The organism is Phycisphaerae bacterium, from assembly GCA_012729815.1.
GTDB lineage: Bacteria > Planctomycetota > Phycisphaerae > JAAYCJ01 > JAAYCJ01 > JAAYCJ01.
Genome location: JAAYCJ010000104.1, coordinates 1 through 25,854 on the forward strand (window position 1 = coordinate 1; position 25,854 = coordinate 25,854).

20 protein-coding genes and 1 pseudogene are annotated in these 25,854 nt (G+C 63.7%); 16 read left to right on the forward strand and 5 right to left on the reverse strand.

What is annotated here, in order from left to right; genetic code table 11:
- The 13 genes and pseudogenes from GXY33_07665 to msrA all read left to right on the forward strand — a co-directional run.
- A partial coding sequence (locus GXY33_07665; GenBank protein NLX05005.1) for a glycoside hydrolase family 92 protein occupies positions 1-781 on the forward strand: 781 nt, incomplete at its 5' end.
- Between the two features lie 242 nt (positions 782-1,023).
- A complete protein-coding gene (locus GXY33_07670; GenBank protein NLX05006.1) occupies positions 1,024-3,846 on the forward strand; it encodes a hypothetical protein in 2,823 nt (940 codons plus the stop codon).
- Between the two features lie 120 nt (positions 3,847-3,966).
- Positions 3,967-5,094 carry a substrate-binding domain-containing protein gene (locus GXY33_07675; protein NLX05007.1) on the forward strand — a complete coding sequence of 376 codons (1,128 nt, stop codon included), beginning with the start codon at positions 3,967-3,969 and terminating at the stop codon, positions 5,092-5,094.
- 29 nt (positions 5,095-5,123) lie between these two features.
- Positions 5,124-5,240 (forward strand): annotated as a pseudogene (locus GXY33_07680) (prepilin-type N-terminal cleavage/methylation domain-containing protein).
- A 608-nt stretch (positions 5,241-5,848) separates the two neighbouring features.
- Positions 5,849-6,592, forward strand: a complete 744-nt coding sequence (locus tag GXY33_07685; GenBank protein ID NLX05008.1) for a type II secretion system protein — start codon at positions 5,849-5,851, stop codon at positions 6,590-6,592.
- A 28-nt stretch (positions 6,593-6,620) separates the two neighbouring features.
- Positions 6,621-8,597, forward strand: a complete 1,977-nt coding sequence (locus GXY33_07690; protein NLX05009.1) for a hypothetical protein — start codon at positions 6,621-6,623, stop codon at positions 8,595-8,597.
- Positions 8,598-8,614: 17 nt separating this feature from the next.
- On the forward strand, positions 8,615-11,071 hold the full coding sequence (locus GXY33_07695) for a hypothetical protein (GenBank protein ID NLX05010.1): 2,457 nt from the start codon (positions 8,615-8,617) through the stop codon (positions 11,069-11,071).
- Between the two features lie 117 nt (positions 11,072-11,188).
- Positions 11,189-11,947 (forward strand): IclR family transcriptional regulator, encoded by a 759-nt coding sequence (locus GXY33_07700; GenBank protein NLX05011.1) that lies wholly within the window; start codon positions 11,189-11,191, stop codon positions 11,945-11,947.
- An 8-nt stretch (positions 11,948-11,955) separates the two neighbouring features.
- The gene (locus GXY33_07705) at positions 11,956-12,825 is read left to right on the forward strand and encodes a hypothetical protein (protein ID NLX05012.1); all 870 of its coding nucleotides are present in this window, start codon (positions 11,956-11,958) and stop codon (positions 12,823-12,825) included.
- A gap of 1 nt (position 12,826) precedes the next feature.
- The gene (locus tag GXY33_07710) at positions 12,827-13,930 is read left to right on the forward strand and encodes a hypothetical protein (GenBank protein NLX05013.1); all 1,104 of its coding nucleotides are present in this window, start codon (positions 12,827-12,829) and stop codon (positions 13,928-13,930) included.
- A 132-nt stretch (positions 13,931-14,062) separates the two neighbouring features.
- A complete protein-coding gene (locus GXY33_07715) occupies positions 14,063-14,416 on the forward strand; it encodes a hypothetical protein (protein ID NLX05014.1) in 354 nt (117 codons plus the stop codon).
- A gap of 65 nt (positions 14,417-14,481) precedes the next feature.
- Positions 14,482-14,694, forward strand: a complete 213-nt coding sequence (locus tag GXY33_07720) for a hypothetical protein (GenBank protein ID NLX05015.1) — start codon at positions 14,482-14,484, stop codon at positions 14,692-14,694.
- Between the two features lie 234 nt (positions 14,695-14,928).
- Positions 14,929-15,480 carry a peptide-methionine (S)-S-oxide reductase MsrA gene (msrA, locus tag GXY33_07725; GenBank protein ID NLX05016.1) on the forward strand — a complete coding sequence of 184 codons (552 nt, stop codon included), beginning with the start codon at positions 14,929-14,931 and terminating at the stop codon, positions 15,478-15,480.
- Here the strand turns inward: msrA and GXY33_07730 are convergent.
- Entirely contained in the window at positions 15,458-17,281 is a 1,824-nt protein-coding gene (locus tag GXY33_07730) for a hypothetical protein (protein ID NLX05017.1), read from the reverse strand. The genes msrA and GXY33_07730 overlap by 23 nt on opposite strands.
- Positions 17,282-17,448: 167 nt before the next feature.
- Here GXY33_07730 and GXY33_07735 point away from each other — a divergent pair, with 167 nt between their 5' ends.
- Complete coding sequence (locus tag GXY33_07735; protein ID NLX05018.1) at positions 17,449-17,964, forward strand: DUF456 domain-containing protein; 516 nt, start codon at positions 17,449-17,451, stop codon at positions 17,962-17,964.
- A gap of 196 nt (positions 17,965-18,160) precedes the next feature.
- Here the strand turns inward: GXY33_07735 and GXY33_07740 are convergent, their stop codons facing one another.
- Positions 18,161-18,484: a LysM peptidoglycan-binding domain-containing protein gene (locus GXY33_07740; GenBank protein NLX05019.1), complete on the reverse strand. Its 324-nt coding sequence runs from the start codon at positions 18,482-18,484 to the stop codon at positions 18,161-18,163.
- 257 nt (positions 18,485-18,741) lie between these two features.
- Here GXY33_07740 and GXY33_07745 point away from each other — a divergent pair, with 257 nt between their 5' ends.
- Positions 18,742-20,184, forward strand: coding sequence for a radical SAM protein (locus GXY33_07745; protein ID NLX05020.1), 1,443 nt, complete (start codon positions 18,742-18,744; stop codon positions 20,182-20,184).
- A 90-nt stretch (positions 20,185-20,274) separates the two neighbouring features.
- Here the strand turns inward: GXY33_07745 and zupT are convergent, their stop codons facing one another.
- Positions 20,275-21,165 carry a zinc transporter ZupT gene (zupT, locus tag GXY33_07750; protein NLX05021.1) on the reverse strand — a complete coding sequence of 297 codons (891 nt, stop codon included), beginning with the start codon at positions 21,163-21,165 and terminating at the stop codon, positions 20,275-20,277.
- 147 nt (positions 21,166-21,312) lie between these two features.
- Positions 21,313-24,441 carry a hypothetical protein gene (locus GXY33_07755; GenBank protein NLX05022.1) on the reverse strand — a complete coding sequence of 1,043 codons (3,129 nt, stop codon included), beginning with the start codon at positions 24,439-24,441 and terminating at the stop codon, positions 21,313-21,315.
- A gap of 420 nt (positions 24,442-24,861) precedes the next feature.
- Between GXY33_07755 and deoC the strand changes: the two genes are divergently transcribed.
- Positions 24,862-25,560: a deoxyribose-phosphate aldolase gene (gene deoC / locus GXY33_07760; protein NLX05023.1), complete on the forward strand. Its 699-nt coding sequence runs from the start codon at positions 24,862-24,864 to the stop codon at positions 25,558-25,560.
- 70 nt (positions 25,561-25,630) lie between these two features.
- On the opposite strand, the gene GXY33_07765 is transcribed toward deoC, so the two are convergent.
- On the reverse strand, positions 25,631-25,854 hold a 224-nt coding region (locus GXY33_07765), incomplete at its 5' end, for a hypothetical protein (protein ID NLX05024.1).

A 25,854-nucleotide genomic window follows, 5' to 3' on the forward strand; every position in this document is an offset into this window, starting at 1 on the left:
CTGCGGCGTCTGGGAGGTCCACTTCCCGGACGGCCTCAAGCGCGACCGCGAATTCATCGAAAGCGCCGAATACGCCGACTACTGCCGCAACGCCGCCGTCCATCCCGGCCGCAAGCAAGCCCGCGGACAGCATCTGGGCTTCTACACCGAGTTCCCCACCGAAAAGAACCATCAGGTGCTGCTGAAGGTCGGCCTGTCGTTCGTCGATCTGGCGGGTGCACGCAACAACCTGCGAACCGAGCTCGATCATTGGGACTTCGACCGCGTCCGCCGCGAACTGGCCGAGCAGTGGGGCCGCGAACTCTCTGGCCTGCACGTTAAAACCGCATCCGAACACGACAAATCCGTCGCCGCCACCGCCGTCTATCACACCCGGCTGGACCCGCGCCGCATCGACGACGCCGACGGGCGTTTCGTCGACGGCAAAGGCCGCGTCAGAACCGTCTCGACCTTCAAGCCGCGAACCGTCTTCAGCGGATGGGACGCCTTCCGAAGCTACTTCCCGCTCATGACCCTGATGGACCCTCAACTCGTCAACGATCAGGTCGCCACTCTTCTCGACGTGGTCAAGACCACCAACTCCGGCCTGCCGAAGTGGGAGCTGATGGGCGTCGATATCGGATGCATGGTGGGCGACCCAGCCGTCGGCACCATCGTGGACGCCTACCTCAAGGGCATCCGCGACTACGATGTGGAACTGGCCTACCAGCTCTGCCTCGAAACGGCCTTCGGACCGCGGACCCACCGCGACGACTGGCAACGCTACCACAAGCTCGGCTAATCCCCCGTTGAGACTCGTCTTCTCTTATGTGGGCACGGAATACCGGGTATCCGCCGGGGCATGGGCTCGAAACATCCCTATGCTCTTCTCAACGACACCAGCTTGTGTTATCATTGAGGGCGTTGGGGCTTGCCGAGACCCGCTTATATACCAGGCCCGCAAAGAAGTATCAGTAACAGTAAGGTTTTATCCAGATCAGCCGGGTCTGTGCGGCAGGAAACAACCTTTTCGGGAGTATGCAGATGAGGCGTTTGGGTGGCCTTGGGCCGGTCATGTTGATCACCATCGCTCTGCTGGGCCTGACCCGCTCAGCCGGCGCCACAGCCCTGGATGACTACGTCCAGGCCCCCGATGCCACGTTCGCCTCGAGCCACGATCCCAACGATCCCAACGCCACCTTCCATGCCGACGGCTGCACCATCTACGTCCTAAACATGACCTCGCAGACGTGGCGAGCCGCCGAGGTGGCCAACCGCACAGCCTGGGAGCACCGCCTCGTCGTCACCGTGCCCGAAACGGTTATCAGCGGCACTGCCGCACTCGCCATCGGCGGCGGTTCCAACAGCGATTTGATCGACCCGCTGCAGATTCCCCCCCTCGCCGAACTCAGCAACGGAGCTGGGATCGTCACCGCCTACCTCGCGACCGTGCCCAACCAGCCCTTGTTCTTCAGCGGCGAGGGCCTGGCCCGCTACGAAGACGCCATCATCGCCTACACCTGGGACCAGTTCCTCGACAATCCCAGCGACGCAACCTGGCCGCTGCAACTGCCGATGACCAAATCCGCCGTCCGCGCCATGGACGCCGTCCAGGAGTTCTGCCAGACCCTCGACCCGGTGGTGACGGTCGACCATTTCATCCTGACCGGCATCTCCAAACGCGGCTGGACCACCTGGCTGACCGCCGCCGTCGATGACCGCGTGGCCGCCATCGCGCCCGCCGTCTTCGACGCCCTCAACCTCCGCGAGTCCCTGCTCCACCATCACGCCGTCTACGGCTTCTGGGCGCCCGCCCTCAATGACTATGTCGCGATGGGCATCATGGACCGCTTCGACGATCCCGAAATGGACCTGCTGCTCGACATCGTCGATCCGTACCTCTACCTGAACCGCTCGCGAATGACCGTCCCGAAATACGTCATCGCCTCCAGCGGCGACCAGTTCTTCCTACCCGACTCCGCCCGCTTCTACTTCGATGACCTGCCCGGGCCACGCTATATCCGCAGCGTCCCCAACACCGACCACGCCCTCAACGCCAGCGCCTTCGAGAGCCTCATCTCATTCAACCAGGCCATCGTCACCGGCGCATCGCTGCCCGCGCTGACCTGGACCGTCCAATCGGACCGGTCCCTGCGCGTCGAAACCGACACGACTCCCGCAGCGGTCAAGCTCTGGCAAGCCACAAACCTCGACGGCCGCGACTTTCGACTCGAAACCTTCGGCGCCCGATGGGAAAGCACCGACCTGACCGAAAGCGAAGAAGGCGTCTACCTCGCCGCCATGCCGGTCCCTCAGCGGGGATTTACCGCCTGGTTCGTCGAGGCGACGTTCGACGGCGAGTGGTCCTCATTCCCCCTGATCCTGACCACCGAGGTCCAGATCACCCCGGACGCCGTCGATCCCGTCCAGCGCCAACTTCTGGTCGACGTCGAAGGCCACGGCTTCGTCAATATCCGCGACGGCGTCTACAACGACGGCGCCGTCATCGGCCTTCGCGCCACCGCGGATGAGGGCTGGCGCTTCGCCCGCTGGGAGGGTGACGTCTCCAGCACGCAGCGTATCATTGACCTGGCCATGGACGCCGACAAGCACCTGACCGCCGTGTTCGAGGAGGCGTTGCCGCAATACGCCCTCGAGCTCTTCGTTGACGGCGAAGGGACCGTCGATCCCAACGGCGGCGTCTACGACGCGGGAACGGAAGTCTCCGTGAAGGCCACGCCCGCCGACGGCTGGCAATTTGAACGCTGGGAAGGCGACGCCACCGGCGACCAGAACCCGCTCCAGGTCGTCATGGACCATCCCAGGCAGATCACCGCCGTCTTCCGCGAGAAGATCAGCTATCGCCTGACCGTTAACGTCCTCGGCCAGGGCACGGTCGATCCCAACGGCGGCCTCTTCGAAGAAGGCGCTGTGCTGACCCTCCAGGCCCAGCCCGACACCGGCTGGCGCTTCGTCCGCTGGCAGGGCGACGTCCAGGGCGACCAGCCCTCCATCAAACTGGTCATGAACTCAGCCAAGACCGTCGGAGCCGTCTTCGAGCAGGACCCGATCCTCTACCGCCTGACCGTACAAATCGAAGGCCAGGGCACGGTCGATCCCAACGGCGGCAACTACCCGCCCGGGCAGACCGTCAGCCTCACCGCCAAACCCGCTTCCGGCTGGCGGTTCGTCCGGTGGGAAGACGCGGCAACCGGCAGCAGCCCGACCGTCCAACTCCGGATCCTCGCCGACAGCACCGTCAAAGCCGTCTTCGCCGAATCGAACGCCACCATCTATGACCTGACCACCTCCATCGCCGGCGGCCTGGGAACCCTCATGCCCCAAAGCGGCCGGTACCCAGCCGGCGCCATCGTGCAACTGACCGCCACGCCCGCTCCCGGATTTGTCATCAGCCAGTGGACCGGCACCGACGACGATACGTCCACCGCCACCACCAACCGCGTCGTCATGAACGGCAACCGCGAAGTCACCGTCGAATTCATCGCCGCCGCCCCGCCCTCCGGCGACCCCAACACCCCCCTGCCGCTGCCGACCGGCTGCTTCATCGCCACCGCCGCCTTCGGCACACCGCTGGAACCGCAGGTGCGAGTCCTCAGCGATTTCCGCGACCGTTGGTTGATGACCAATCCGCCCGGCCGCTGGTTTGTTCGGAGTTATTATCGTCTTTCGCCGCCGATCGCTACGGTCATCGCCGCCGATCCGACGCTTCGATCGGTTGTCCGCGCGGGGCTGGTTCCGCTGGTCCTTGGCGTTCAGTTGCTGGTTCCCATTGGCTTGCTTGGACTTATGGGGCTGGCGGCGGCCGTCCGTCTGGTCCGCCGACGGGCGTTGAATCCGGCATTCTGAGCATTCCCGTTGTCCGTGCGGGGGCGTTGTGCGCCAAATGTGCCATAAAACTGCCAAAAAAGTATTGATCTATAATTCCGCATAGCGTAATCTATATTGCAACTATGCTGAATTATGCGCATGACCGCCAACCGATCGACATTACTGGATAAGGGCGCCGGCAAGAGCAAGCCGCTGTACCTGCAGATTCGCCAGAAGCTGGCCGACTCGATCCTCGCCGACGAGTTGAGGCCCGGCCAGCGGCTTCCCAACGTCACGAAGCTCGTCCGCGAGTGGAACGTGCATCCCCGAACGATCAAATCGGCGCTCGATTTGCTGGAGCAGGACGGTTTGATCCGTCAGGAGCCGCGGAGGGGGGCGTTTGTGGCTGGGGTGGAGCAGGTTACTCAAACATCAATGTTATTTGTGCGATGGAGTGGCGATCCGCTTTGCGTCCGGATTGCGGAGGGCGTACAGCAGTTCGCGCACGAGGTTGATGTTGAGGTGATGGTGGTCGACGCGCGGCAGGACCACCGGAGTTTTACGGATGCGATCGCCCATCCGCCGGAGGGGACGGCTGGGCTGTTGATCATGCCGTTCGACAGTCCGGCGTACCGCCAGGCGGTTCGCAGCTCGCTGGATGCCGGGTTGAAGGTCGTGTTTGTCGACCGCGTGCTTCCCGGGATCGAGACCAGCGCGGTCACAGCCGACCACTTCGCGGCTGGGTATCGGGTGACACGGCACCTGATCGAGACGCACCAGCGGCCGGTGCACTACGTCGGGTCGACGCAGATTCCGAGTTCGTGCCACGAGCGGTGCCGCGGCTGGGCGGCGGCGATGCAGGAGCACAACTTTGGCGAACTGGAGCGGTTTGCCTGGGAGCTGCCGGTTCCGGAATTCGAGTCGTGCCAATTGCCGTTTGAGGACATATTCGACAATCCCCGCCGCGCCGCGTTGCGGATGTTCGCGGAGGCCCGTCCGGCGGTGACTTGTGTTCACGCGAGCAACGACTACGTGGGCAAGGGCGTGTACCTGGCGGCTGAGCAGTCGGGTTTGCGGATCGGACGCGACGTGTTTGTGGGCGGTTCGGGCGGTCTGCCGATCTGCCAGATGCTTGAGCCGCCGTTGACGAGCGTCTATCAGGACGGCGTGCGTCTGGGCTACGAAGCGGCGCGGCTGCTGCATCAGGAGTTGACGGGCGCGGTCCGACGGCCGATGCATCGGGTTTTGCCGGTGGAGTTGCAGGTTCGCCAGAGCAGCACCGGCTGATCGGGAGCCATTGGAAGAAGGTCGAGACGATGAACCGGAGCCAATCGAGATCGGTGGCATTTACGCTGATCGAACTGCTGGTGGTGGTGGCGATTATTGCGGTGCTGGTCGCCCTTCTGCTTCCGGCCCTTGCCGCGGCGCGGGAGCAGACGCAGGCGACGTTGTGCCAGACCAACCTTCGCAGCATGCTGATCGCCACCGTGGGATACCGCAACGACTACCACGACCTGATGCCTCGCGGGGAAATCCGGACGGCTGACAGCGGCTCGGGTTTCTACTGGCACAGCCCTCGGTGGCCCGCCCGTATCGCCCCGTATTTCGCGTACGACGGGCGCATCCTCGACTGTCCCTCCCAACCGGGCACCGCCATGAACAGCAACCCCGGATATCTCGAGTACGCCGACGGCGAGTACGGCATCAACCCCTACCTGGCTGGGGTGAACGTCCCAGCCACCAGCATCAGTCCCGCCGTCCCGATCTACTCCGAGGTCAGGAACTACTGGACGCAGGGACGCACCCAGGGCTATATTTCGTGGGTCAACGCCATGCACTTCAAGTTTGTCTCGCACATTCACTCCGGTTCGGTCAACGTCGGCTATCACGACGGTTCGGTTCGGCGGACCGGGATACTTGATCCGTTGTGGGGACTTGAACCGATGCACTACTGGCACCTGGAATCACCGATTGCGATACCGTGAATTTTCTGGACCTACTGCGGCCGCTGACCATGAAAGGGCAAGCCATGCGGAGGCGTATGCGAGACCGGAGTTTTACGTTGATCGAGCTGCTGGTGGTGGTGGCGATCATCGCGGTGCTGATCGCGATTTTGCTGCCGGCGTTGCAGCAGGCCCGCAACTCGGCTGGCAACGTGTTGTGCCTGAACAACCTCCGGCAGATCGTCACGGCCTCGATTCTCTACGCTGAGAACCACGGCGGCGAGTTGTTCGACACGCCGTTCGATGACCATGTGTTCATGTCGCAGGGCCAGATTGCCGGGATGCGTTGGGACGGCGACAGCGTTGGGTGTTGGACGGATTGGGGACTGCTCTATGAGACGGGTTTTGTGGCCGACGGTCATCAGGCGTTCTGCCCGCGCGACCGTCTCCACTCGTACGAGAACAACTGGAACACCGACCTGACCCGGTACATCAATGCGAGCTACTACAGCCGCAACTGGTTCCACGAGCAGCAGTATCCTCATTCTCAGTGGGGAGTTACGATCAGGAACATCGACGGGCGAAGCACCGGGTACACGCCCACCACCATCAGCGCGGCTGAGAACGAGCAGATCGCCCGGCGTTCGTTCATCGCCGACGTGATTGACATCAATTACCCTGAGACCTGGGCGGTTCAGCACGATAACGCGGTTAACGTCGGCTATCTCGATGGATCGGCGGCGCCATTCAGGATCACGCCGGACGAGATCCGCTTCGTGTGGATTCCGTGGTGGAACACCGAGGGCCGCATGTTCCCCGATGTTTTCGACAAGCGGCAGTAGGCCTTCTGTCTTCTGCAATCCGAATTCGATGATATCCACACTGACGATAGCCGTTGTTGTGATGGTGGCGGCGCTGCCCGCACAGTCCGCCACCGCGCCGGTTTCGCCGCCGTGGGAGAACCCTTACGGGGTGGTGAACCCGTGGCATGGGATCGGCGAGATCGGGTTGGGCTGGTGCCGGTGCGGCGGCGGGGCGACGCCGCTGGGGTCGTGGAACGTGATTGAGGCTGAGGGACCGGGCCGGTTCAATTGGTCGGCTTCGGATTCGGACCTGGCGGAGTGGCTTGAGAAGAACCGGCTTACGCCGGTACCGATTCTGTGCTATACACCGTCGTGGGCGAGCAGCGGGCCTGGGGGCGAGCACACCTATCCGCCGAGGGATCTGTTCGACTACTACCGCTTTGTCCGCGCGCAGGTGCTGCGGTATAAGGGTCGGGTTCCGGCGTATGAGGTGTGGAACGAGCCGAACGGGCGGGGCGTTTTTTTCGGGGGCGGCGTGGATCAGCTCGTGGCGATGACCAAGATGGCGTATTGCGCGGTCAAGCAGGCGGACGGCGAGGCGGTGGTGCTGTTTCCCGGGCAGGCGGGCATCGACGTGGAGTTTGTGCGGCGGTGTTACGAACTGGGCGCGGGCGACTACTTCGACGTGATGGCTGCCCATCCGTACCAGTGGAGCCGGACGTTCGACGAGGGATACCATTCGGCGGACCGGATCGCGGCGCTTCGCGGGGTGATGGATGCGATGGGTGACCGTCACAAGCCGATCTGGCTCAATGAGTTCGGCTGGTCTGTGGAGGGCGAGATCAGCGAGGCGGACCAGGCGCGACTGCTGGCGATCGCGATGACGTTCTTTCGGTCGTTCGACCATTGCGGGGTCGAGCGGCTGTTCTGGTACAACGCCAAGAGCTGGGGTGAAAACTACGGGCTGCACGACGGCGAGGGGCGGCGACAGGCTTCGTTTTACGCCTACAAGCTGATCGTGGAGCACCTGTCGGCCAAGCGGTTCATCGGGCGGATTGCGGTCGAGGGCGGGCGGGCGTTCGTCTTTGCCGACGATGCACAGCCGGCCAACGCCACGATCGTGGTCTGGTCGCCGACGCTCGAAACGGTTGGCGTCGAACTGCCGGTCCGCCCCGCGACCGAAGTGCAGATCGTCCGCCTCGATGGGAGTCGCGAGACGGTCCGGCATGAAGCCGGTCAGTTGAAGCTCGATGCGACGCCGGAACCGCGGTTTTTGAATTTGCCTCGGGCGGCCGTTGCCAAGATTGAACCGGCCAAACCGGCACGGGTCACGGAGGTCCGGCGGGACGAGAAGCAGAACTCGTTCGTCTGGGCCCAGATCGTAGTTCCGCAGACCACGCATCGGGCGTATCTGTCGCACGGGTCCGGAAAGCTTGCCGTCGCGGTGTACAACTGCACCGATGGGGAACAAGAGGGGTGGGTCAAGCTGGTCTGCCCGACGATCCGGCTGAGCCGGCAGATGCCCTACCGCCTCGCTCCGCTGAGTTCGACCGTGCTGGAGTTTCCCGTCCAGGTTCCTTCCAGCGTGAAGGCGGATGTCTACCCGATTCTGGTTCGCGGCGAAGCGGGCGGCAAGCCGATTTCGAGCTACAAGGACACCATTCGCATCAGCGCCGGACAGGCGATTGAATTTACCGGCAACAGTTGGATCGAGTCGCGGTACCTCAAGTCCAGTCCCGCCGGCGGTCCATCGGTCAGCTTCGCGGACAGGATCGAGTACGGGTTCGACCTGTCCGGCTGCCGCAAGGCGAATTTCACGCTTCACGTCGGCGCGCATGCCGGCGGACCGTGGAAGGTTCAGCTCTCGGGCGGCGATGAGGACTTTGTCACGATGGCTGAGGGCCGGTCGTGGCCCGGCGTTCACCGGTTCGCCGTGCCGGCTGAGCATCTCAACCGGGCGATTCGCCTCCGGATCGACGGGGAGAACTGCCAGCTTTACCATCTGCTGCTGGAGACCACGCCGAGCGAGACCGACGCCGATTAACCCTGATGGAGAATACTATGTTCCGATTCGCGTTCGTGTGCGTGATTCTGGCCATTTCGTCCGTTGCCGCCCTGGCTGAGGGATCGCCGGGGGTTGTTTTTCTGGACGAGTGCGAGGGCCTGGCGCCGTGGCGTTCCAATAACGCGGTGACTCTTTCGATCGACCCGATCGAGCGCAAGACGGGGACGGGCAGCCTTCGGGCCGACTGTGCGGTGGTCAAGTCCGATCCGGGCGCGTGCCTGCTGTCGCGGCGGGTGGACCTGGATCGCGTGCCGCGGTACTGGCACTTCTACGTGATGCTCGAACTGGATCCGCGGTACGGCCACGAGAACCCCAAGCTCCGCATGATTGTCCAGGACGGTGACGGGACGGCTTTGGTGGCCGATCTGGACGGCAAGAGCCGCCGGCCCGCCAACATCGACCCGTGGGCCCACGTGACGGTCGATCGCGATGAGTTCGCGCCTCTGTACCTGGGCGGCAACGGCGTGCTCGATGACGTGGCCACGATCGCCTTCGACCTGCCGCACCGGGCGGGCGAGTTTCGGTGCGACGGCGTCTATGTCGTCCGCTTTGATGAGCTCACGGCTGTGTTCGACGAGGCGGGCGCGTGGATCAGGGGCCGGTGCGATGCGCTTGCCGGTCGGCTCGCCGAACTGGAGGCGAAGCTGGCGGCCCTGCCGGAGGGCGTCGATACCGCGTATCCCGGCTGGGACGCGGCGATGATCGAGATGTTCGTAGAGCACATCCGAGCCGACCTCGGTGAGGAGCGCCACGTCCGGGCGGCTCGGCAACTGCGGTTTATCGAACAACTCGCCGACGATCTGGCGAAGCAGATCGACCAGGCGGTTGGTGGCCAGTCGCCGTGGGCCAAAGCCGCCGACGTGCGGCGGACGGGCCTGACGGTCCGCGACGGTAATTTCCACAACGGCGAGACGGCGGTTTATCCGGGCGGGTTCTGCGGGCACTGGGGACCGGAGCAGCTTCGCCGGTACGCGAGTCTCGGGCTGACCGGCCTCTCGACCGAGATCGGTCCCAATTCGACGCTGCCGGAGCCCGAGAAGACCGCTGTGCCGCAGAGCATGGTGGAGCTGCTGGACCTCGCGGAGGAACTGAACCTGGCGTTCGATCTGCTGTTGAGCCCGCACTACGTTCCGGCGTGGGCGTTCGAGCGGTACGGCGACCTGGACGCGGGCGAGCTTCGGCGGAAGCGTAACGCGTTTATGCCGTGGAACGTCGACAGCGAGGGTCTGCGGGAATTGATGTCGCGGCACCTGGCGGTTCTGATTCCCGCGGTCAAGGATTGTCCGGCTCTGGCGAGCTACGACCTGAGCAATGAGTTGTGGTACGCGATGTTCGGCGATTTCGCGCCGGCTGATTTTCGAGAGTTCCTTGTTGGCAAATACGGTCAGATCGAGCGGCTCAACGCGGCTTGGGACGGCGGTTTTGCGTCGTTTGAGCAGGTTGAGCATCAAGCGGGCAATCCGGCTGCGGCGGCCGATCTGTACGCGTATCATCATGCCCGCGTCGCGCGGTTTTACCGCTGGTACATGGACGAGCTTGGCCGGCACGACGCCAGCCGTCCGGCCTACGCGAAGATTCACGGCGGCTACCGGCACGTTCTGGGGGCGGACCGGACGGCGCTGTCGAGGATTGTGACGGCCAGCGGCTCGGACTGCTACCCGCGGATGGGCGACGACGGCGACGGGTTGCTGATCGACGCGTGGAGCACCGCCATTCAGACCCAGCAGTTCCGGTCGCTGGCGCCGGACAAACCCATCGTCGACTCGGAGGAGCATTCGATCTTCTACGGTCAGATTCCGACCGGCGAGTACGTACGGGCGGTGCGGTGGTGGCGAGGCGTGCTGGGTTTGGACGCGTGGTATCTGTGGGTCTGGGGCCGGCGGACGGAGCACAACGAAGGCACCACGTTTTCTCAGCCGTGGGCTCTTCGCGCGTTGGTGCACGCCGGTCAGGAGCTTCAGCGAGAGGCCCCGATCGTGTCGGCGTTTCAGACGGCTGAGCCCGACGTGCTGCTGATCGACGACGGGATCGGTTTTCGTGAGGCGTACAAGCTGTGCAGTTTTTCCGGGCATCTGGTGGATGTGTTGCCGCTGGAGGCGTTGACTGAGAGGGCGGCTGACGGCTACCGGACGGTTGTCCTGCCTTACGGGGCGGATGTCCCAGCGGTGTGGCTCGATGCGGCCCGCGAGGCGGGGACGAAGATCGTCCAGCTTTCCGAAGACACGACCCTCGAGTCGCTGGGTTCGGCGATCACGTCGGCGGTTACTCCGGCTGTGGCTCCGCAGGCGGGGTTGGTCAACTACACCGTCGCCGACCGTGATGGGCGGACGCTGACGTTTCTGTTGAACCTGACGCCTCGTCCGATCGCGATCGATCAGGGCGACGCGCGGCCGGCCGTCGGTGACCTGGGGCCCCTGCTTCCCCTGCAGCCTGTCGTTCTCAGTTCTCGGTAGAGTGAACTGGTGCGTCGGGACGATGCACCCTACTTTTTTCGGCATGGGCGCGATTTTGGGCTTGGCGTTTCCTATATGGCAATGTACAGTGGTTATATTGCCATATAGGATATAGACATGCACAATACTTTATTAAAAGGGATAGTTATACTAGAGGCTCTGGCGGGTGAGGCGCGGGAGTTCAGTTTGGCCGAGCTGGCGGAGCTGACGGGGCTGGGTAAGAGTCAGGCCTGCCGATTGCTCAAGACGCTGGTCGAGCAGGGGTACGTGGTTCAGAACGCTGGGACGCGGTCGTACCGGATCGGGCTTCGGACGCTGGAGCTTTCGGCGTCGATTCTGGAGCGGATGGAGGTTCGGCGGGCGGGGCTGGCGTATCTGCACGATCTGTCGGATCGGACCAGGTCGCCGAGCTATCTGGGCGTTGGGCATCTTGGCAAGGTGCTGATCGTGGAGACGGCGTATCCGGCGGGCGTATATAGCGCCAGTTCACCGGGGTTTGGCAGCACGTTGCCGCTGCACGATTCGGCGATGGGCCGGGCCATGCTGGCGGAGATGTCGGTTGAGGAACGGCTGCGGCATGTTCCCGGTTCGGCGGATGAGGGTCTGGCGGCGGCGATTGAGGAGGCGCGGCGGACGGGCGTGGCGGTGATCGTGCGGGAGAGGGGCGATGGTTCGTCGGTGGTCGGCGTGGCGGCGGTGGTTCGGAACTGCCGCGGCGCGGTGATCGCGGCGTTGGGGGCGTCGACGGACAAGGAAGACTGGGATCAGCGGGATCAGGAAGCGTACAAGCGCGCGGTAGTTAAGGCGGCGGCCGGTCTGTCGTTCGCTATGGGCCATGCCGCCGGTCGACTTACTCTGGAGGGCTTTTCGGTATGAGTGGAAACGTGAACGGAAATCTGACTCAGACGCTGAAATCGGCGGCGAAGGAGGCCGGAGCGGATCTGGTCGGGATTGCTTCGATCGAGCGGTTCGACGGGATCGCCCGGGAGCATCATCCGAGTTCGATTTTTCCTGAGACGCGGTCGGTGATCGTGATCGGCAAGCGGATCGTTCGCGGCTGCATGCGGGGCGTGGAGGAGGGGACGCAGTTCACGCTGTTCGATCAGTACGCGCGGAACTGGGTGCCGGATCGGTTTCTGGCGTTGACCACGGTGACGGTGGCGACGTTTCTGGAGGATCACCGGTATGAGGCGGTGCCGATGACGAACCTGCCGTCGCAGGTTCCGGCGATGGGCGTGGCGGTCCGGCCGGATGCGCCGCCGCCCAACGTCATGGTGGATTTCTATGATGCGGCGGTCCGGGCGGGATTGGGCGAGATCGGTCTGAGCGGGGAGTTCTTGACGCCCGAGTTCGGACCGCGTCAGCAGATCCAGATGATTCTGACGGATGCGGAGCTCGCGGCGGACCCGATCCGCGAAACGGCGGTGTGCGACCGGTGCGGCGAGTGCGTCAAGGCGTGTCCGCTGGGGGCGATGAGCATCGAGAATGCCAAGGAGATCGCGATTTGCGGCAAGAAGATGTTGGTGGCGGAGACGAACTGGGATTTGTGTCGGAACTGCCGGAACGGGATGTGGCCAAATCGCTATCACACAGCGGGTTTGCCGGATCGGCTGGCGGCGATCTGCGGGCGGACGTGCGTGCATCACCTGAACGAGACCGGGCGGGTGAGGAATCGCTTTACGAATCCGCTGCGGCAGAGGCCGGCGTGGCAGGTGGACGCGGGCGGGCGGACTTCGCTGGTGGAGGGTCGCTGAGATGGCGAAGCTGACCGCAGAGATGGTGAAGGACGCCGCCGTCAGGCACGGGCTGGACCTGGTGGGAATCGCAAACATCGAGCGGTTCGAGGACGCCCCGCAACGGATGCATCCGGCGAGCATTTTTCCGGAGGCGCGATCGGTGATTGCGGTGGCCCGGCGTATTCTGCGGGGCAATTGGCGCGGCATCGAGGAAGGCACGTACTGGCCGAACTACACGTACTTTGGGTATCACGGTTTGCTGAACAGCTTTTTTATTCCGCGCGGCGTGTATGAGACGGCGTGTTTTATTGAAGATTTCGGCTGGGAGGCGGTGCCGTATTATCCGGGCGCGGCGGAGGTTCAGCCGCCGATCGATCCGGTGCGGCCCGGTGCGCCGGCGCCGGACGTGCACATGGCGATCCGGATCGTGGCGACGGCGGCTGGACTGGGCGAGATGGGCTGGTCGAAGGTGTTTTTGACCCGGAAGTTTGGGCCGCGGGTGCGGCTGGCGGCAATCATCACCGATGCGGAGTTGGCGCCGGATCCGCTGGTGGAGCCGGGCACGCTGTGCGACCGGTGCATGGCGTGCGTGAAGGGGTGTCCGTCGGCGGCGATTCCGCACGTGAGAGACGGGCGAACGGTGAAGGTTCGGATCGAGGACAAGACGTACGAATGGGGCGACGTGGACATGGGCCGGTGCACGTTGAGCTATCACGGCGGCGATCCGCGGGTTTCGCCGTTTATCCACAAGACGTTTCCGGGCTACGAGTTCGACGTGAGCCGGCAGAGCATCAGCGAGGACATGGCCTACAAGATCTGCTGGCCGTTCTCGCAGGGCCGGTGGCGTCGGACGGAGGAGGACGGGTCGGGGTACGTGATTGAGGGGCACGCAACGCTCAAGGAATGGGGCGGCGACGGCAGCTATGGGATTGGCGGGTCGCGCGGCTGCATGCGGAGTTGCTTTGATCGTCTGGAGAAATGCGGGCGGGTCGAGCAGACCTTTGAGAACGGCGAGTTTATCAAGCGGCCGCGATGGCTGTTGTCGCACAAGACATCGCCGCGATCTTCTTTGGCGGAGAAAGGGGCGGAGGCTCGAGCCGTTGATTCAGATCAAGTGCCATGACCGAGGTTCTTGCCACAACTTCAGGCGTTTTCGATTGTTATAGCGCTATCTGGACCTTGTTCGCTTGCACGTCCCGTGACTGTGTCTTGAACCGCGTTTGCGGCGGGTCGTATAATCGGGCAGGTGAAAGCGATGCGAATGGTGCTGGTGATCATCCCGTTGATTGTCTATGGTGGGTCGGCAAGGCCCGTCGTTGGACAGTCCGTACCATCCACGGACGCTGTGACCATTTGCGCATGCTGTGAGAACGCCTGTTGCCGCAGCGGCGACGAGGCGGAGAAGAGTCCGCAGCCGGGTTCCGGGGACGGCTGCTGCGATGAGAGCCAGGTGCCATGTTCGTGCGGATGCGTGACCTCCGTCTTTCTGGCGTGTCTGGCGCCGGCGGTCGTTCAGGATCAGCCGGTTTTTATCGCGTTCGATCATCCCCACCCGTCGGCGGTGGAGCATTCGATCCGCCCGCCGACCCCGCCTCCGAAGAGCGTTTGATTCCTTTCCACGTTGTTCGTTGGTTTTGCAGGCGTATAGAAATGTCTCGATGAAAGGAATCAAACATGAAGACTATGTTCGTTTTGATGATGGTGTTGGTTCTGGGGTTTTCGCTGACGGCGGGAACGGTCGCGTTGGCGGGCGGAGCGTGTTGCGGACAGGCGGCTGAAAAAGCCAAATGCTGCGAGTGCTGCACGTGCGACCCGTGCGAATGCGACCCGTGCGAGTGCTGCACGTGTGAGACGTGCGAGTGCGACTCGTGCAGCCACTGCGGTTAGCGTTCACTGTATCGTCAGACTGCGGACCCGCTCCACGACTGGGGCGGGTCCGTTCATTTGATATGTATCCACCATCGGGCATGCGGGCGGCAAGGCCTGTGCGCCTACAATTCATCAGAGGGATTGCGGTTCGCCAATTGGTGGGACGAACGAATGATGAGAATATACGCTATCTTCATCTCGCTGGGGATCATCACTCTGACGGGATGCCCCAGCGGCGGGGAGGGAAACGCGATGAACGAGCACAAGGATCGGTCGCCCGCGTCGCAGCCGGCCGGGCAGAACCATGAGAGTAACGTCGAGACCGCGACCTTTGCGGCTGGGTGTTTTTGGGGCGTCGAGGCGGCGTTCCGCAACGTCGAGGGCGTGGTCGAGACGACGGTCGGCTACACCGGCGGGCACGTGGAGAATCCGTTGTACGAAGTCGTGTGCACGGGTCGGACCGGGCACGCGGAGGCGGTGCAGGTCCGCTTCGATCCCAGCCGGGGCAGTTATGAGCAGCTTCTTGAGCTGTTCTGGAATCTGCACGATCCGACGACGCCGAACCGTCAGGGGCCGGACGTGGGCACGCAGTATCGTTCCGCCATCTTCTTTCATAGTCCGGAGCAGGAGGCAGCGGCGAAGGCCTCGAAGGAGCGGCTTGAGGAGTCCGGGCGGTATAAGGGTCCTGTCGTGACTCAGATCGTGCCCGCGGGCGATTTCTACCCGGCTGAGGACTATCACCAGCAGTATCTGGAGAAGCGCGGGCTGGCTTCGTGCCACATCAACCTGAAGTCCGACCGGTGATGGTCAGGCGGCGCACGCCCTGGATGGGCGCATCGACCAGCATGTACCGCGACTCCTCGATGGTTTCCTCCTGGAACTCCAGGATCTGGTCGTCGAGGCGGGCCTTGGACGTTTGCCAGCCTTTGGGCAGGAGCAGGCGGAACTGGACGGCGTTGCCGGTTCCCGCGAAGGTCAGCTCGATCTGATCCTGGCTGGCGGCGTAGCGATAGGCGAAGTAGGCGTCGGAGGCTGGGAAGTGGGCGGTGACGAAGGCGTTGCCGACGCCGGCGGCGGGCCATCGCGGGCAGCAGACGACGCGATCAAAGAGCTTGCCGTCGGAACGGACGCCGGCGAGACCTTCGATGACGGCCTGGGTCCACGGCTGCATTCCCCAGCCGTCGTAGTTGGTCTGGCTCGTCGAGGTGATGCCTGCATTGCCTTCGCTGTCGTACCAGGTGAAGACGGCGCCGTGGTCGCGTTTGACGGCGCCGTGGAAGTCCATCAGCAGCGTGATCGCGGTGTCTTCCATACCGTGCTCGAAGGCCGCGCGGCACAGTTCGCCACCGACCCAGGGGAAGAGTCCGCCGTTGGCGTAGACTCCGGGTCCGAAGGTGGTCTCGGTGGGATAGCCCGGCTGGACCGACCACCACGGGTAGCGGTGGCCGGTCTGCTTCCAGCGCCGCAGGTATTCGCGGATGATCGCGACCGCCTGCTGGTGATCGGCGAAGCCGCGGGTGATGGCCCATGAGTTGCTCATGACGAGTTGATCGTCTTCGTTGAAGGTTCCGTGGTCCACCTCGTCGAGGTGGATGTGATGGCGGTACTTGGTTCCATCCCAGAACACGCGGTTACCGGTCCGGCGGTAGTGTTCCTGGCGGCTTCGCCAGAAGATCGCTCGCTGGGGGTTTCCGGTGGCTTCGAAGAGGAGGGCGAGCAGTCCGCAGGCTTCGAACATCGAGGAGGCGTCTCCCTGGCTCACGACGAAGCGGCTGTTCTCGTTGATGAAGCAGCTCGTGTCGCCGAGTTGGTAGTCCCACTCGTCCATGGTGTGCGGACGTTTGACCAAGCCGTGTTGTTTGTCGAACATCTGGGGATCGGTGGTGACGTACTCCATGCCGGCTTCCATCTTGGGCAGCAGGCTGCGGACCCAGGCGTCGTCGCCGTGGGCGACCCAGCCCTTGTAGAGCGTGGAGATCATGCCGGACTCGAGGTCGGCCATCATGGATCGGATTTTGGACTGGCCCTCCCAGCCGGTATGGGAGTCGCCGTAGACGTGGTCCGGCAGGCAGCCGCTGGGCCACTGGTGATCGTAGATGGCTTCGAAGACGGTCTTCATGTCAGTGATGAAGTAGCGCAGGGCCGGAATTGCGAAGGCTGGACAGGCGAGGTTGTCCCACGTGTTGTCGCCGCACTTGATGTAGGTGATCGGTTTGCCGTCCACCTGCACGACGTCGACGGCGAGCTTGAGCCCTTCTTCAAGGAATCGCAGCGTTTCATCGACTCGCGGATCGTCCGACTCGATCGTCGTGCGGGCTTCGACGCGGAAGCAGCCGTAGCGTTCGTACGGATGGCCGTTTGGCAGGACGGTCCGGGCCACGACGTAATGCACGCCAAGCATCCCTGCCGGCTGCACGGAGATGTCGGCCCGACCCGGTTGCGAGTCCACCGTGGTCCGGAAGTACGGCTGATGTTCGCCGTCGAGGAGTTCGAACTCGACGGGCTGTCCGTTGAGCCCTTCGCAGACGAACTGGACCGCGACCTGGTCCAGCGGCCGAGAGATTTTCGGGGTCGTCCAGATCACGCCTGCTTCTTCCAGTCGCATGGTTCTGCTCCCATTCGATTCGCACTTGCCGTCCAACCGCGTTGTCGGAATGCCTCAGAATACCGTCGGCGTTCGTGAATGCAATCCCGTGCCGTGCAAAAACCGCTGTCGCCTCCGATGTCGGGCCACTATAATCGGTTTGGAACGGAGATTTGGGGAGGCATGCGATGTTCTACCTCTGGGCGGTCCTGCTCGTTGTGGCCAACACGGTCTCGCTGGGTCTTGGGCTGTTGGGCATTCCGGGGAACTGGCTGATGCTGTTGTGTACCGGGATTTTCGCCTGGGCCTACTGGGGCGATCAGCCGTTCGCCCGGGCCACGCTGATCGTGCTGCTGGCCCTGGCGCTGTTCGGTGAATTGCTGGAGTTCTTCTCCGCAGCGGTGGCCGTCCGAACCGTCGGCGGCACGCGGCGCGGGGCGGTCGGGGCCATTGTGGGCGGGATTCTGGGCGGGCTGGTCTTTACCGGGCTTATTCCGATTCCCGTTCTGGGCACGGTGATCGGGGCCTGTCTGGGGGCGTTTGCCGGGGCGTGGGTCATGGAACTCTCGGCGGGGAAAGGACTTGAGGAATCCGTGCGTGCCGGTGCGGGGGCGGGGATCGGGCATTTCATCGGGATCAACCTCAAGTTTCTGGTTGGGATCGTGATGTGGATCATCATCACCATCGCCCTCCTGTGGCCGTGAGGAAGCGGGGCTTCCTGCGTTGATGAGACTGCGTTCCAAGACGGCACGGATCACGCGGAACACGCGGGAGGACAGGATTTGGAGAGGAGGCACATTTCACAAGAAGCGGCCGCAACCGGCACCGTTGCCCAGACAGGGGCGACGGTGTCGGACCACGGCTGTGGTCAGTTGTTCACAGGCGACGTTCGCGCCTGAACTAGTAGATTTTCTTTCGGTCGCAGCCTCGCGGCTCGACTACTCGGCCTTCGGTGTCGGTTCGCGACTTGATCATCAGGCGGTCGCCGACGGCCAGGGCGCTTTCCTCGACGGTCGGGTTGGCTTCGGCGATCAGCGGGGCGTACTGGGGGTCGCCGTAGACCTTCTCGGCGATTTCGGCAAAGCTGTTGTCGGTCGCCTTGACCTGGTAGTACCAGACGATCTGGGCGGCCTCGCCGTCGGCTGTCTGGTCTTGGGCGTTGCACCCGTAGAGGCCGAACACCAGGGCCAGGCAGGTCATCGTCATGATTGTCTTGTAGAGCATGGCATTCTCCTTTTGCAGAACTTGGGACCCCTGACAGGCAATGTCAATTCTCCTACAGAGATACCATGGGCGAGGTCGCTAATCAAGTGTTTGTAGGGATGATAATGGTCAACTCCACCGGTATAGGGTGCGTTGCCCAATCCACTGGACATGCCAGCCCGAAGGTACCGATAAAAACAAAGGCCTATCCTAGGCCAATCGCTTATTATTAATATAGATTATCATAAATAACACTTAATGTCAGATTTGGAGCATTCATGGACCCCCACGACCTGACCCGCTACCATCTGGCCAATCCGGAGATCATCAAAGGCATCACCAGCGGGAAGGCCGCCGGGGTCATGGAGTTGGCGCAGCATTCGGCGGCGGCTGCGCTGTGCGACCTTGGGTTGACCGAACTGGCGTGCAGCAATATTCAGTCGGGGATCAAGCGGCTGGAAGAGGCTCGGAACCTCGCGCCGACCAGCCAGTTGGCGTTTCACAACCTCGTGGCGGCCCTGTTGGCCCATCGATTGCTCCGGGGCAACAATCACGGCAGCATCTGTCAGTTTCTTCGTGCGCATTGGAACGAAGTCTCGTGGGCCAGGCAGTACGGCCGGCTGCTGCTGCTGCCGTCATTCCTGAACATCCAGTTCGTGGGCGGGCAGTGCAATCTGAGGTGCCGGATGTGCCTCGGGGCGCACCGCGAAGGCCGGGCTGGGCGTCTCGAACACCTGAATATAGAGGATTTCCGCAGGATGCTCCAGGCGGCTCCGACCATCAACGGCGTCACCCTCAGCGCCGGCGACAGCGATCCCCTCCTGCATCCGGAGTTCGAGCGGATCGTCGAGGTCGCCCGCGAATTTGGGGTCACGCTCGACATGTTCACCAACGGGCAGGCCCTGACGGAGGCCAAGTGCCGTTCGATACTCGAATCGAAGATCGTACCGATGATGAATTTCTCGATCGACGCGGCCACGGCTGAGACCTACCGGCGGATTCGCGGCGGGAGCTTTGAGCGGGTCATGGGCCACATCGAGCGCCTCGTGGCGATGAAGCAGGAGATGGGGCTGAGCGAGCCTCGCATTTCGATGTCATTCGTGGCGATGGCCGACAACATCGAGGAGCTGCCCGCATTCGTGGAGATGGCGGTGCGATTGGGGGCCCTGCGGGTCTACGTTGAGGATCTGATCGGCTGGGATGATAAACCGAGCGACAACCATCCCGCCACCGATCATCCGCGTTGCGTGGAACTGCTCGACGAGGCGCGGGCGGTCGCGGCGCGGCACAAGCTGTGGTTCCAGCTTCCTCAGCGGCTGGCCGACCTGCGGCGCGAGGGTTCCATCGCTGGCGAAACCAAGCCGACGCTCGCCTGCTGCGGATGGCTCAACGGCGTGTGGGTGCAGATGGACGGCGAGATGCGGCCGTGCTGCCTGGTCGGCCATCCAGCCGACATGGGCAACATCAAGGACGGCCCGCTCCAGAGCAACCCCAAATTCCTCAAGGTCAAAAGCCTGTTGCTTTCCGGCAAGGTGTTCCAGCAGTGTCTGGGCCACCGGATGTGTGCGTACGTTCAGCAGCAGAAGGCCGCCGGCATTCCGCTGCGGACCATCACCCGCGAGGAGCTGGGCGAGTTGTGGATTGAGCCCGACGCCTCGGCCGCCTCGGAACAGACCTCCGACACGGCGGACTCGGCCAGCCTCGCTGAGACGACTGCGTAGACGCACAGCCCCATTCGTCGCCACTGGCATTCCGCAGCGGAGCAGGAAACCCGCGATCGCGACAGGGCTGGTGCGTCCGGAAGACGCAATTCACTTCATCAACAGCAGGCTCAGGGACATGACGAGCATTCCGCCGATCAGGCCGAGGAGGCTGTCGTGGCCTTTGCCGTAGGCTCGGCTGGTGGGCAGGAGCTCGTCGAGGCTGATGTAGACCATGATACCGGCGACACCGCCGAAGAGGATACCCATCAATTGGGGCGGGACGGCGCCTCCGCCGATGGCGAGGCGTAGCAGGCCATAGGCCACCATCGCGCCGACGGGCTCGGCCATGCCGCTGAGCAGCGAGTAGACGAAGGCGCGGCGTCGTTTGCCGGTGGCGTAGTAGATGGGGACCGAGACGCTGATGCCTTCGGGAATGTTGTGCAGGGCGACGGCGATGGCGATGGCGAGTCCGACGCTGGGGTCCTGCAGGGCGGCGAGGAAGGTGGCGAGACCCTCGGGGAGGTTGTGGATGGCGATGGCCAGGGCGGTGAAGAGCCCCATTCGCATGAGCTTGTGGTTGTGTACCTGGAGGTGGGCGGCGTCGGGACGGCTTGCGGGCAGCGCCGGGTTTCGCGGAAAGGGCAGGGCCTCGGTGGGCTCCTGAAGCGTGGCCATCTCGCCCTTGGGATGGATCTCGTGCGGGTTTTCAGCGCTGGGGATCAGGTTGTCGATCAGGCCGATGACCACGATTCCAGCGAAGAAGGAGGCGGCGTTGACCCAGTGGCCCCAATAGTCGCCGTAGGCTTGTGTCAGGGAATCGACGCCCTTGATGAAGATCTCGACGAACGAGACGTAGAGCATCACACCGGCTGAGAAGCCCGTAGCCAGGGAGAGGAATCGGTAGTCGGTCCGTTTGGCGAAGAAGGCGATGGCGCTGCCGATTCCGGTGGCCATTCCGGCGAACGTCGTTAGTGCCAGGGCGATCCACAAATTGCTCATGGCGTGACCAGCCGCTCCAACCGAACAGCAATGGTTATCCCACGGCCACCATTATCAGTCCGGTTTGGCGGCTGTCAACGCCATCGACGGATAATCGCGATCGTGCCGGTCCGGGATCGGGCGGTCACCCGATGCGCAAGATTCCACCTATGGCGTGAACGTCTCGCTCGTGCCGCCGGCGGTTTCGACGTAGGTGGCCTGGTTCGTCTCGTAGGTATCCAGGATCGAGAAGGCTTTGTTCCCGCCCGTCACGTCGATGAGGCCCGCTGGGAACACGGTTCCTCCGACGTGGGCGGTCATCCCGCCCTGGATGAATCCGGTACCGCTGTAGCGGCCGTAGGGCAACGAGTCGGAGGGAGCGGCGAACGCGGTGATGTGGGGAACGATCTGGAGATAGAACCGGTCGGCCCCGCCGAGCAGGCCCACATAGCCGGTCCCGATGTTAAACGGCAGCTTGATGGTCAGGGCGGTTTCATCAGCCGCGTAGGCCACCGGTTCGACGACCAGCGGCATCCAGGCACCCTCGTCGTTGACCACCATGATCACGAGGCGATCCAGGACGGAGAGGTGCTCGCCGACGACGGTGATGGTCTGTCCGGCGTTGGCTGAGGGATAGGCGGCGTCTGTGGGCGTGCCTTCGATGGCGACGGCGGTGATGCCGGTCATTCGCGCCGGGCCGGCGGTCGATCCGCCCGGGGTCACCACCCAGTACGGAACCGTCCCGTCCAGCGGTTCGCGAACGTAGAGGGTCGTGTTATCGCCCTGGACCTCGATTTCATCGCCGGTGGCCAGTCCGGTGTCGGTGGTCGAGCAGGCCTGCTCTCCGAAATACACCGCGGTCTGGCCTTCGATGAAGCCCAGTCCGGTCATCTTGACGTGGATGCCCTCGCCCGCCACCAGGACGTTGTCGGAGACGCCGTAGTTGACGCCCGTGATCCGCGGCACCACCTGCAGCAGGTACTTCTCCTGGCTGTCGAGCAACGAGAACTGGCCGGTGTCGGCCTCTTTGGGCACGCGGACGGTCAACGACTTTCCATCCGCCGCCACCGACGAGGGCACGATCACCTCGAGCCAATGCTGGCCGTACTGATCGATCGACGGGAAGAGGATGCGCGCGTCGTCGTTGAAACCGCTTCCGTAGAGGGTGATCACCTGATCCGGGTTGGCCGACGCCTCGTTCGGGTCGGTCGGCGAGCCCTTGGTCGCGACGGCTGAGACGGAAGTGAATCGGCCCGTCCGGGTGGATCGGCCGCCGCTGGTGACCACCTCGTAAGGCAGCGTACCGCCCTGTGGGACGCTGACCACAAGTTTGGCGTTGGAGGTCTGCACGTCGATGCCGTCGTCGGTCTCGACGCCGCCGTCGACGATCTTGGTGGCGTCGGAGCCGAATCGCACGGAGGTGGCGCCCTCGATGAACCCGCCGCCGCTGATCGTCACCTGCTGGCCCGGGGTACCTCCGGAGATGCCGGTGACGTTCGGGACGATCTGGAGCAGGCAGCCGGTCCGAGCGTACAGCAGACTCACTTGGCCCGTGTACGCGTCGCCGGGCACGATGACCGTCAGCGACTGGCCGCTGTCGGCGACACTGGCGGGGATGACCGTTCGGACCAGCGGATAGCCTTCGATGTCGATGCACGGGAAGGTGACCCGCGTTTCGTCGTTGAAGTCCACTCCGGTCACGGTGATGACCTGCTTGGTGTTGGCTGAGGCCTGGTTCGGATCGGTCGGCGTGCCGTGAATGCACGCGGCGGTCAGGCCGATTGACTGGCCCGACTTGCTCGACCGGCCGCCGGCGGTGATGACTTCGTACGGCAGCGTGCCGTTGGCTGGCACGTTGACGATCACCTTGGTGTTGGTCGTCTGGACGTCGATGCCGTCGTCGGCCTGTTTGCCGCCGTCCTGGATCATTACTGAATCGGACCCGAAGCGCACGGCGGTGCCGCCCTCGACAAACCCGGAGCCGGAGATCGTCACCTGCTGGCCCGGCGTGCCTCCGGCGATCGCGGTCACCGTCGGCACGACCTGGAGCGTGGCGCCGTCACGTCCGGAGAGCAGGCCGAGTTTGCCGGTCTTGGCGTTGGCGGGCACCATGACGGTAAGGCTCAGGCCGTCTTCGGCCACGCTGGCTGGGGCGACCGTGGCCACGGATTCGGCTCCGGCGTCGTTGATGATGTGGAAATTCACCTTGGTATTGACGTCGAACCCCGTGCCGGTCAGGGTGATGACCTGTTTGGCGTTGGCAGAGGCGGTGTTGGGGTCGGTCGGTTCGCCGAACTGGGCCGTCGCCGACGTTCCGGTCAGATCGCCGGAGCGTCCGGTGCGTCCACCGGCGGTGATGACTTCGTAGGGCAAAGCGCCGCTGCTGGGGACCGTGACCAGGACTTTGCTGTTTCCGCCCTGGACGTCGATTCCGTCATCGGCGGCTGTGCCGCCGTCGGCAACGGTCACGTCGTCGGCGCCGAACCGGACGGTGGTCGCGCCCTCGACGAAGCCCAGCCCGCTGATCGTGGCCACCATGCCGGGCGTACCGCCGGCGATGCCGGTGATCTTCGGGACGATCTGCAGGTACACCGACGCCTGGTTCGGCAGCGTCACGTAGCCGGTCACGGCTGTGGTCGGCACGACGACCGTGCCGCTGCCGCCGTCCTCGGCCACCGAGGCCAGGGCGACCTGCACCTGGGCGGGTTGACCGGCATCGTCAATTTTCGGAAATGTGACCTTGCTCGTCGACTCGAACCCCGATCCGCTGATCGTGATGGTCTGGCCCGGGTTGGCCGAGGGTTCGCTGTCGTCGGCGGGAAGCCCGGTCTGGGCCAAAGCGGTGATGGACCCGACGCCCAGCGGGTTGCCGCTGGTGTCGGTGGGATTGACCGTCACGTTCATGTCGCCCGCCGGTTCGCTGGCCAGGCTCAAGGTGACGCAGCACTTGCCCGAGAAGCCCAACTCATGCTGGATGATCTGGCCCGGGCTCAGCGGCTGTTCCGGCTCGTCGTTGATCTGGATCGTGCAGGTCAGTCCGCTGAGGAAGTCGAACTTCAGACGCACCGTCTGGCCGGCGAAATCGGTGTAGCTGAGGCAGTAGACGTCGTCCAGGCGGAACGTGTAGGACTGGCCATCCGCCATGGCAAACGCTGTGTCGCACGTGGTGTACGTGCCCGGCAGGACGATCGAGTTCGGATCCAGGTTCGGATCGACCGGGCCCGAGTCGCAGCCCGGCAGAGCGAGCGATAGAGCGGCTGCAAAACAGACAAAACAGTAATAATACTTATTACTCATCATTAGCGTCCTTTCCAGGCCCGGCTGCACAGTCCCGCAGATGTAATTATGTAAAACACACGCAGCCAAAGGTGCGGCGCGGAGACAAAGCGCTCCAAATCTCCCCTGCGCCTATCGACAAACCGCCGCTCTGGGATGAAAGCGGCTGCCTGACACGTCCAGCATGTTACACGAGGCCGCCGGACAATCGCGGACGGGCCCTAAGATAATGGATGACATATTCACACTGTAACTTGTGTGTGCTCAGAAGAACTTCACCGGGGGTCTTCTTAAGCCGCGTCAAGCGAATCGTCTTGAAGCTCTCGGGCGAGTACAAGACAATGTGATACCTGTTGACCCAATAGGTTCTTGGGTCGTCACAGACAGGTATGCACATGAAGGCAGCCGAAGCGCGGTGACCACGGCGCTGGGGGTGATGCTATGGCGAAGAAGCAGATCGATCCGGGCCTCGACCAGGTCAAGGAGATGCTCGACGTGGCGATACTGCAGCCGACGGCGACGGCGGCTGAGGTCGAGCGGGTGGCCCAAGTCGTCCGCGACGAGCTCTACGGCTTCCTGTGCGTCAACGCCTGCCACGTTCGACGGGCGGCCCAGTGTCTCGTGGGGGCCAAGGGCAAGGTGATCGCGTGCGTCGCGTTTCCGTTCGGGGCGACGGCCACGGAGACGAAGGTCTTCGAGACCCAGCGGGCGCTGGCCGACGGGGCTGAGGAAATCGACATGGTGATGAACCTCGGGGCGTTTCTCGGCGGCGAGAAGAAACGGGCGATGGAGGATATCCGCGAGGTCGTCGCCGCGGCTGATGGCAAGGTGGTCAAGGTCATCATCGAGACGGCCTACCTGAGCACGGACCAGAAGGTGGACGCGGCGAAGATCGTTCAGGAGGCCGGCGCGGCGTTCGTCAAGACGTGTACGGGTTTCTCGCCCGACGCTGCAGCCCTGTATGAGGACGTCCGTTTGCTCCGCCAGACCGTCGGCCCCAAGATGGGCGTCAAGGCCTCCGGCCGCATCCGCAACTATCTGCGGTTCATCAGCATGGTCGAAGCCGGCGCCAATCGCATCGGCCTCGGCTGGCAGCAGGCCCAGGAGATCGTCAAAGGCTGGCACGAAGCCCACGGGTGAAGGCCATCGCCTCGCCAAATCCACATAGGTGTCACGGCCACAGCAGAGTCGGCGCTCCGACCGTCCAGGCTCAGGCGCCGGTAACGGTGCTCTTGTGGACCTGGTAGCCCAGAGCATCGAGCGCCCGCAGGAGAACATCCTCGAACTGCCGGGCATGGTCGGCAGGCAACGGGCCGATGGCCTTAAGGGCGCCTTGGCACTCGGCGAATTGGGTCCGGCCCCGCGACTCGTACTGCTGCCGGGAGATCGGGATCATCCAGACCGAGGCCTGGCCGTCCAGGCTCCCGCTATGGA

Bases quoted from the DNA above. Each gene is read 5' to 3' on its own strand.
- GXY33_07700 (NLX05011.1), top strand. From the start codon at position 11,189: ATGCACAATACTTTATTAAAAGGGATAGTTATACTAGAGGCTCTGGCG.
- GXY33_07685 (NLX05008.1), top strand. From the start codon at position 5,849: ATGCGAGACCGGAGTTTTACGTTGATCGAGCTGCTGGTGGTGGTGGCG.
- msrA (NLX05016.1), top strand. From the start codon at position 14,929: ATGAACGAGCACAAGGATCGGTCGCCCGCGTCGCAGCCGGCCGGGCAG.
- GXY33_07690 (NLX05009.1), top strand. From the start codon at position 6,621: ATGATATCCACACTGACGATAGCCGTTGTTGTGATGGTGGCGGCGCTG.
- GXY33_07735 (NLX05018.1), top strand. From the start codon at position 17,449: ATGTTCTACCTCTGGGCGGTCCTGCTCGTTGTGGCCAACACGGTCTCG.
- GXY33_07755 (NLX05022.1), bottom strand. From the start codon at position 24,441: ATGAGTAATAAGTATTATTACTGTTTTGTCTGTTTTGCAGCCGCTCTA.
- deoC (NLX05023.1), top strand. From the start codon at position 24,862: ATGGCGAAGAAGCAGATCGATCCGGGCCTCGACCAGGTCAAGGAGATG.
- GXY33_07740 (NLX05019.1), bottom strand. From the start codon at position 18,484: ATGCTCTACAAGACAATCATGACGATGACCTGCCTGGCCCTGGTGTTC.
- GXY33_07715 (NLX05014.1), top strand. From the start codon at position 14,063: ATGCGAATGGTGCTGGTGATCATCCCGTTGATTGTCTATGGTGGGTCG.
- GXY33_07695 (NLX05010.1), top strand. From the start codon at position 8,615: ATGTTCCGATTCGCGTTCGTGTGCGTGATTCTGGCCATTTCGTCCGTT.
- GXY33_07720 (NLX05015.1), top strand. From the start codon at position 14,482: ATGAAGACTATGTTCGTTTTGATGATGGTGTTGGTTCTGGGGTTTTCG.
- GXY33_07730 (NLX05017.1), bottom strand. From the start codon at position 17,281: ATGCGACTGGAAGAAGCAGGCGTGATCTGGACGACCCCGAAAATCTCT.
- GXY33_07710 (NLX05013.1), top strand. From the start codon at position 12,827: ATGGCGAAGCTGACCGCAGAGATGGTGAAGGACGCCGCCGTCAGGCAC.
- zupT (NLX05021.1), bottom strand. From the start codon at position 21,165: ATGAGCAATTTGTGGATCGCCCTGGCACTAACGACGTTCGCCGGAATG.
- GXY33_07670 (NLX05006.1), top strand. From the start codon at position 1,024: ATGAGGCGTTTGGGTGGCCTTGGGCCGGTCATGTTGATCACCATCGCT.
- GXY33_07675 (NLX05007.1), top strand. From the start codon at position 3,967: ATGACCGCCAACCGATCGACATTACTGGATAAGGGCGCCGGCAAGAGC.
- GXY33_07745 (NLX05020.1), top strand. From the start codon at position 18,742: ATGGACCCCCACGACCTGACCCGCTACCATCTGGCCAATCCGGAGATC.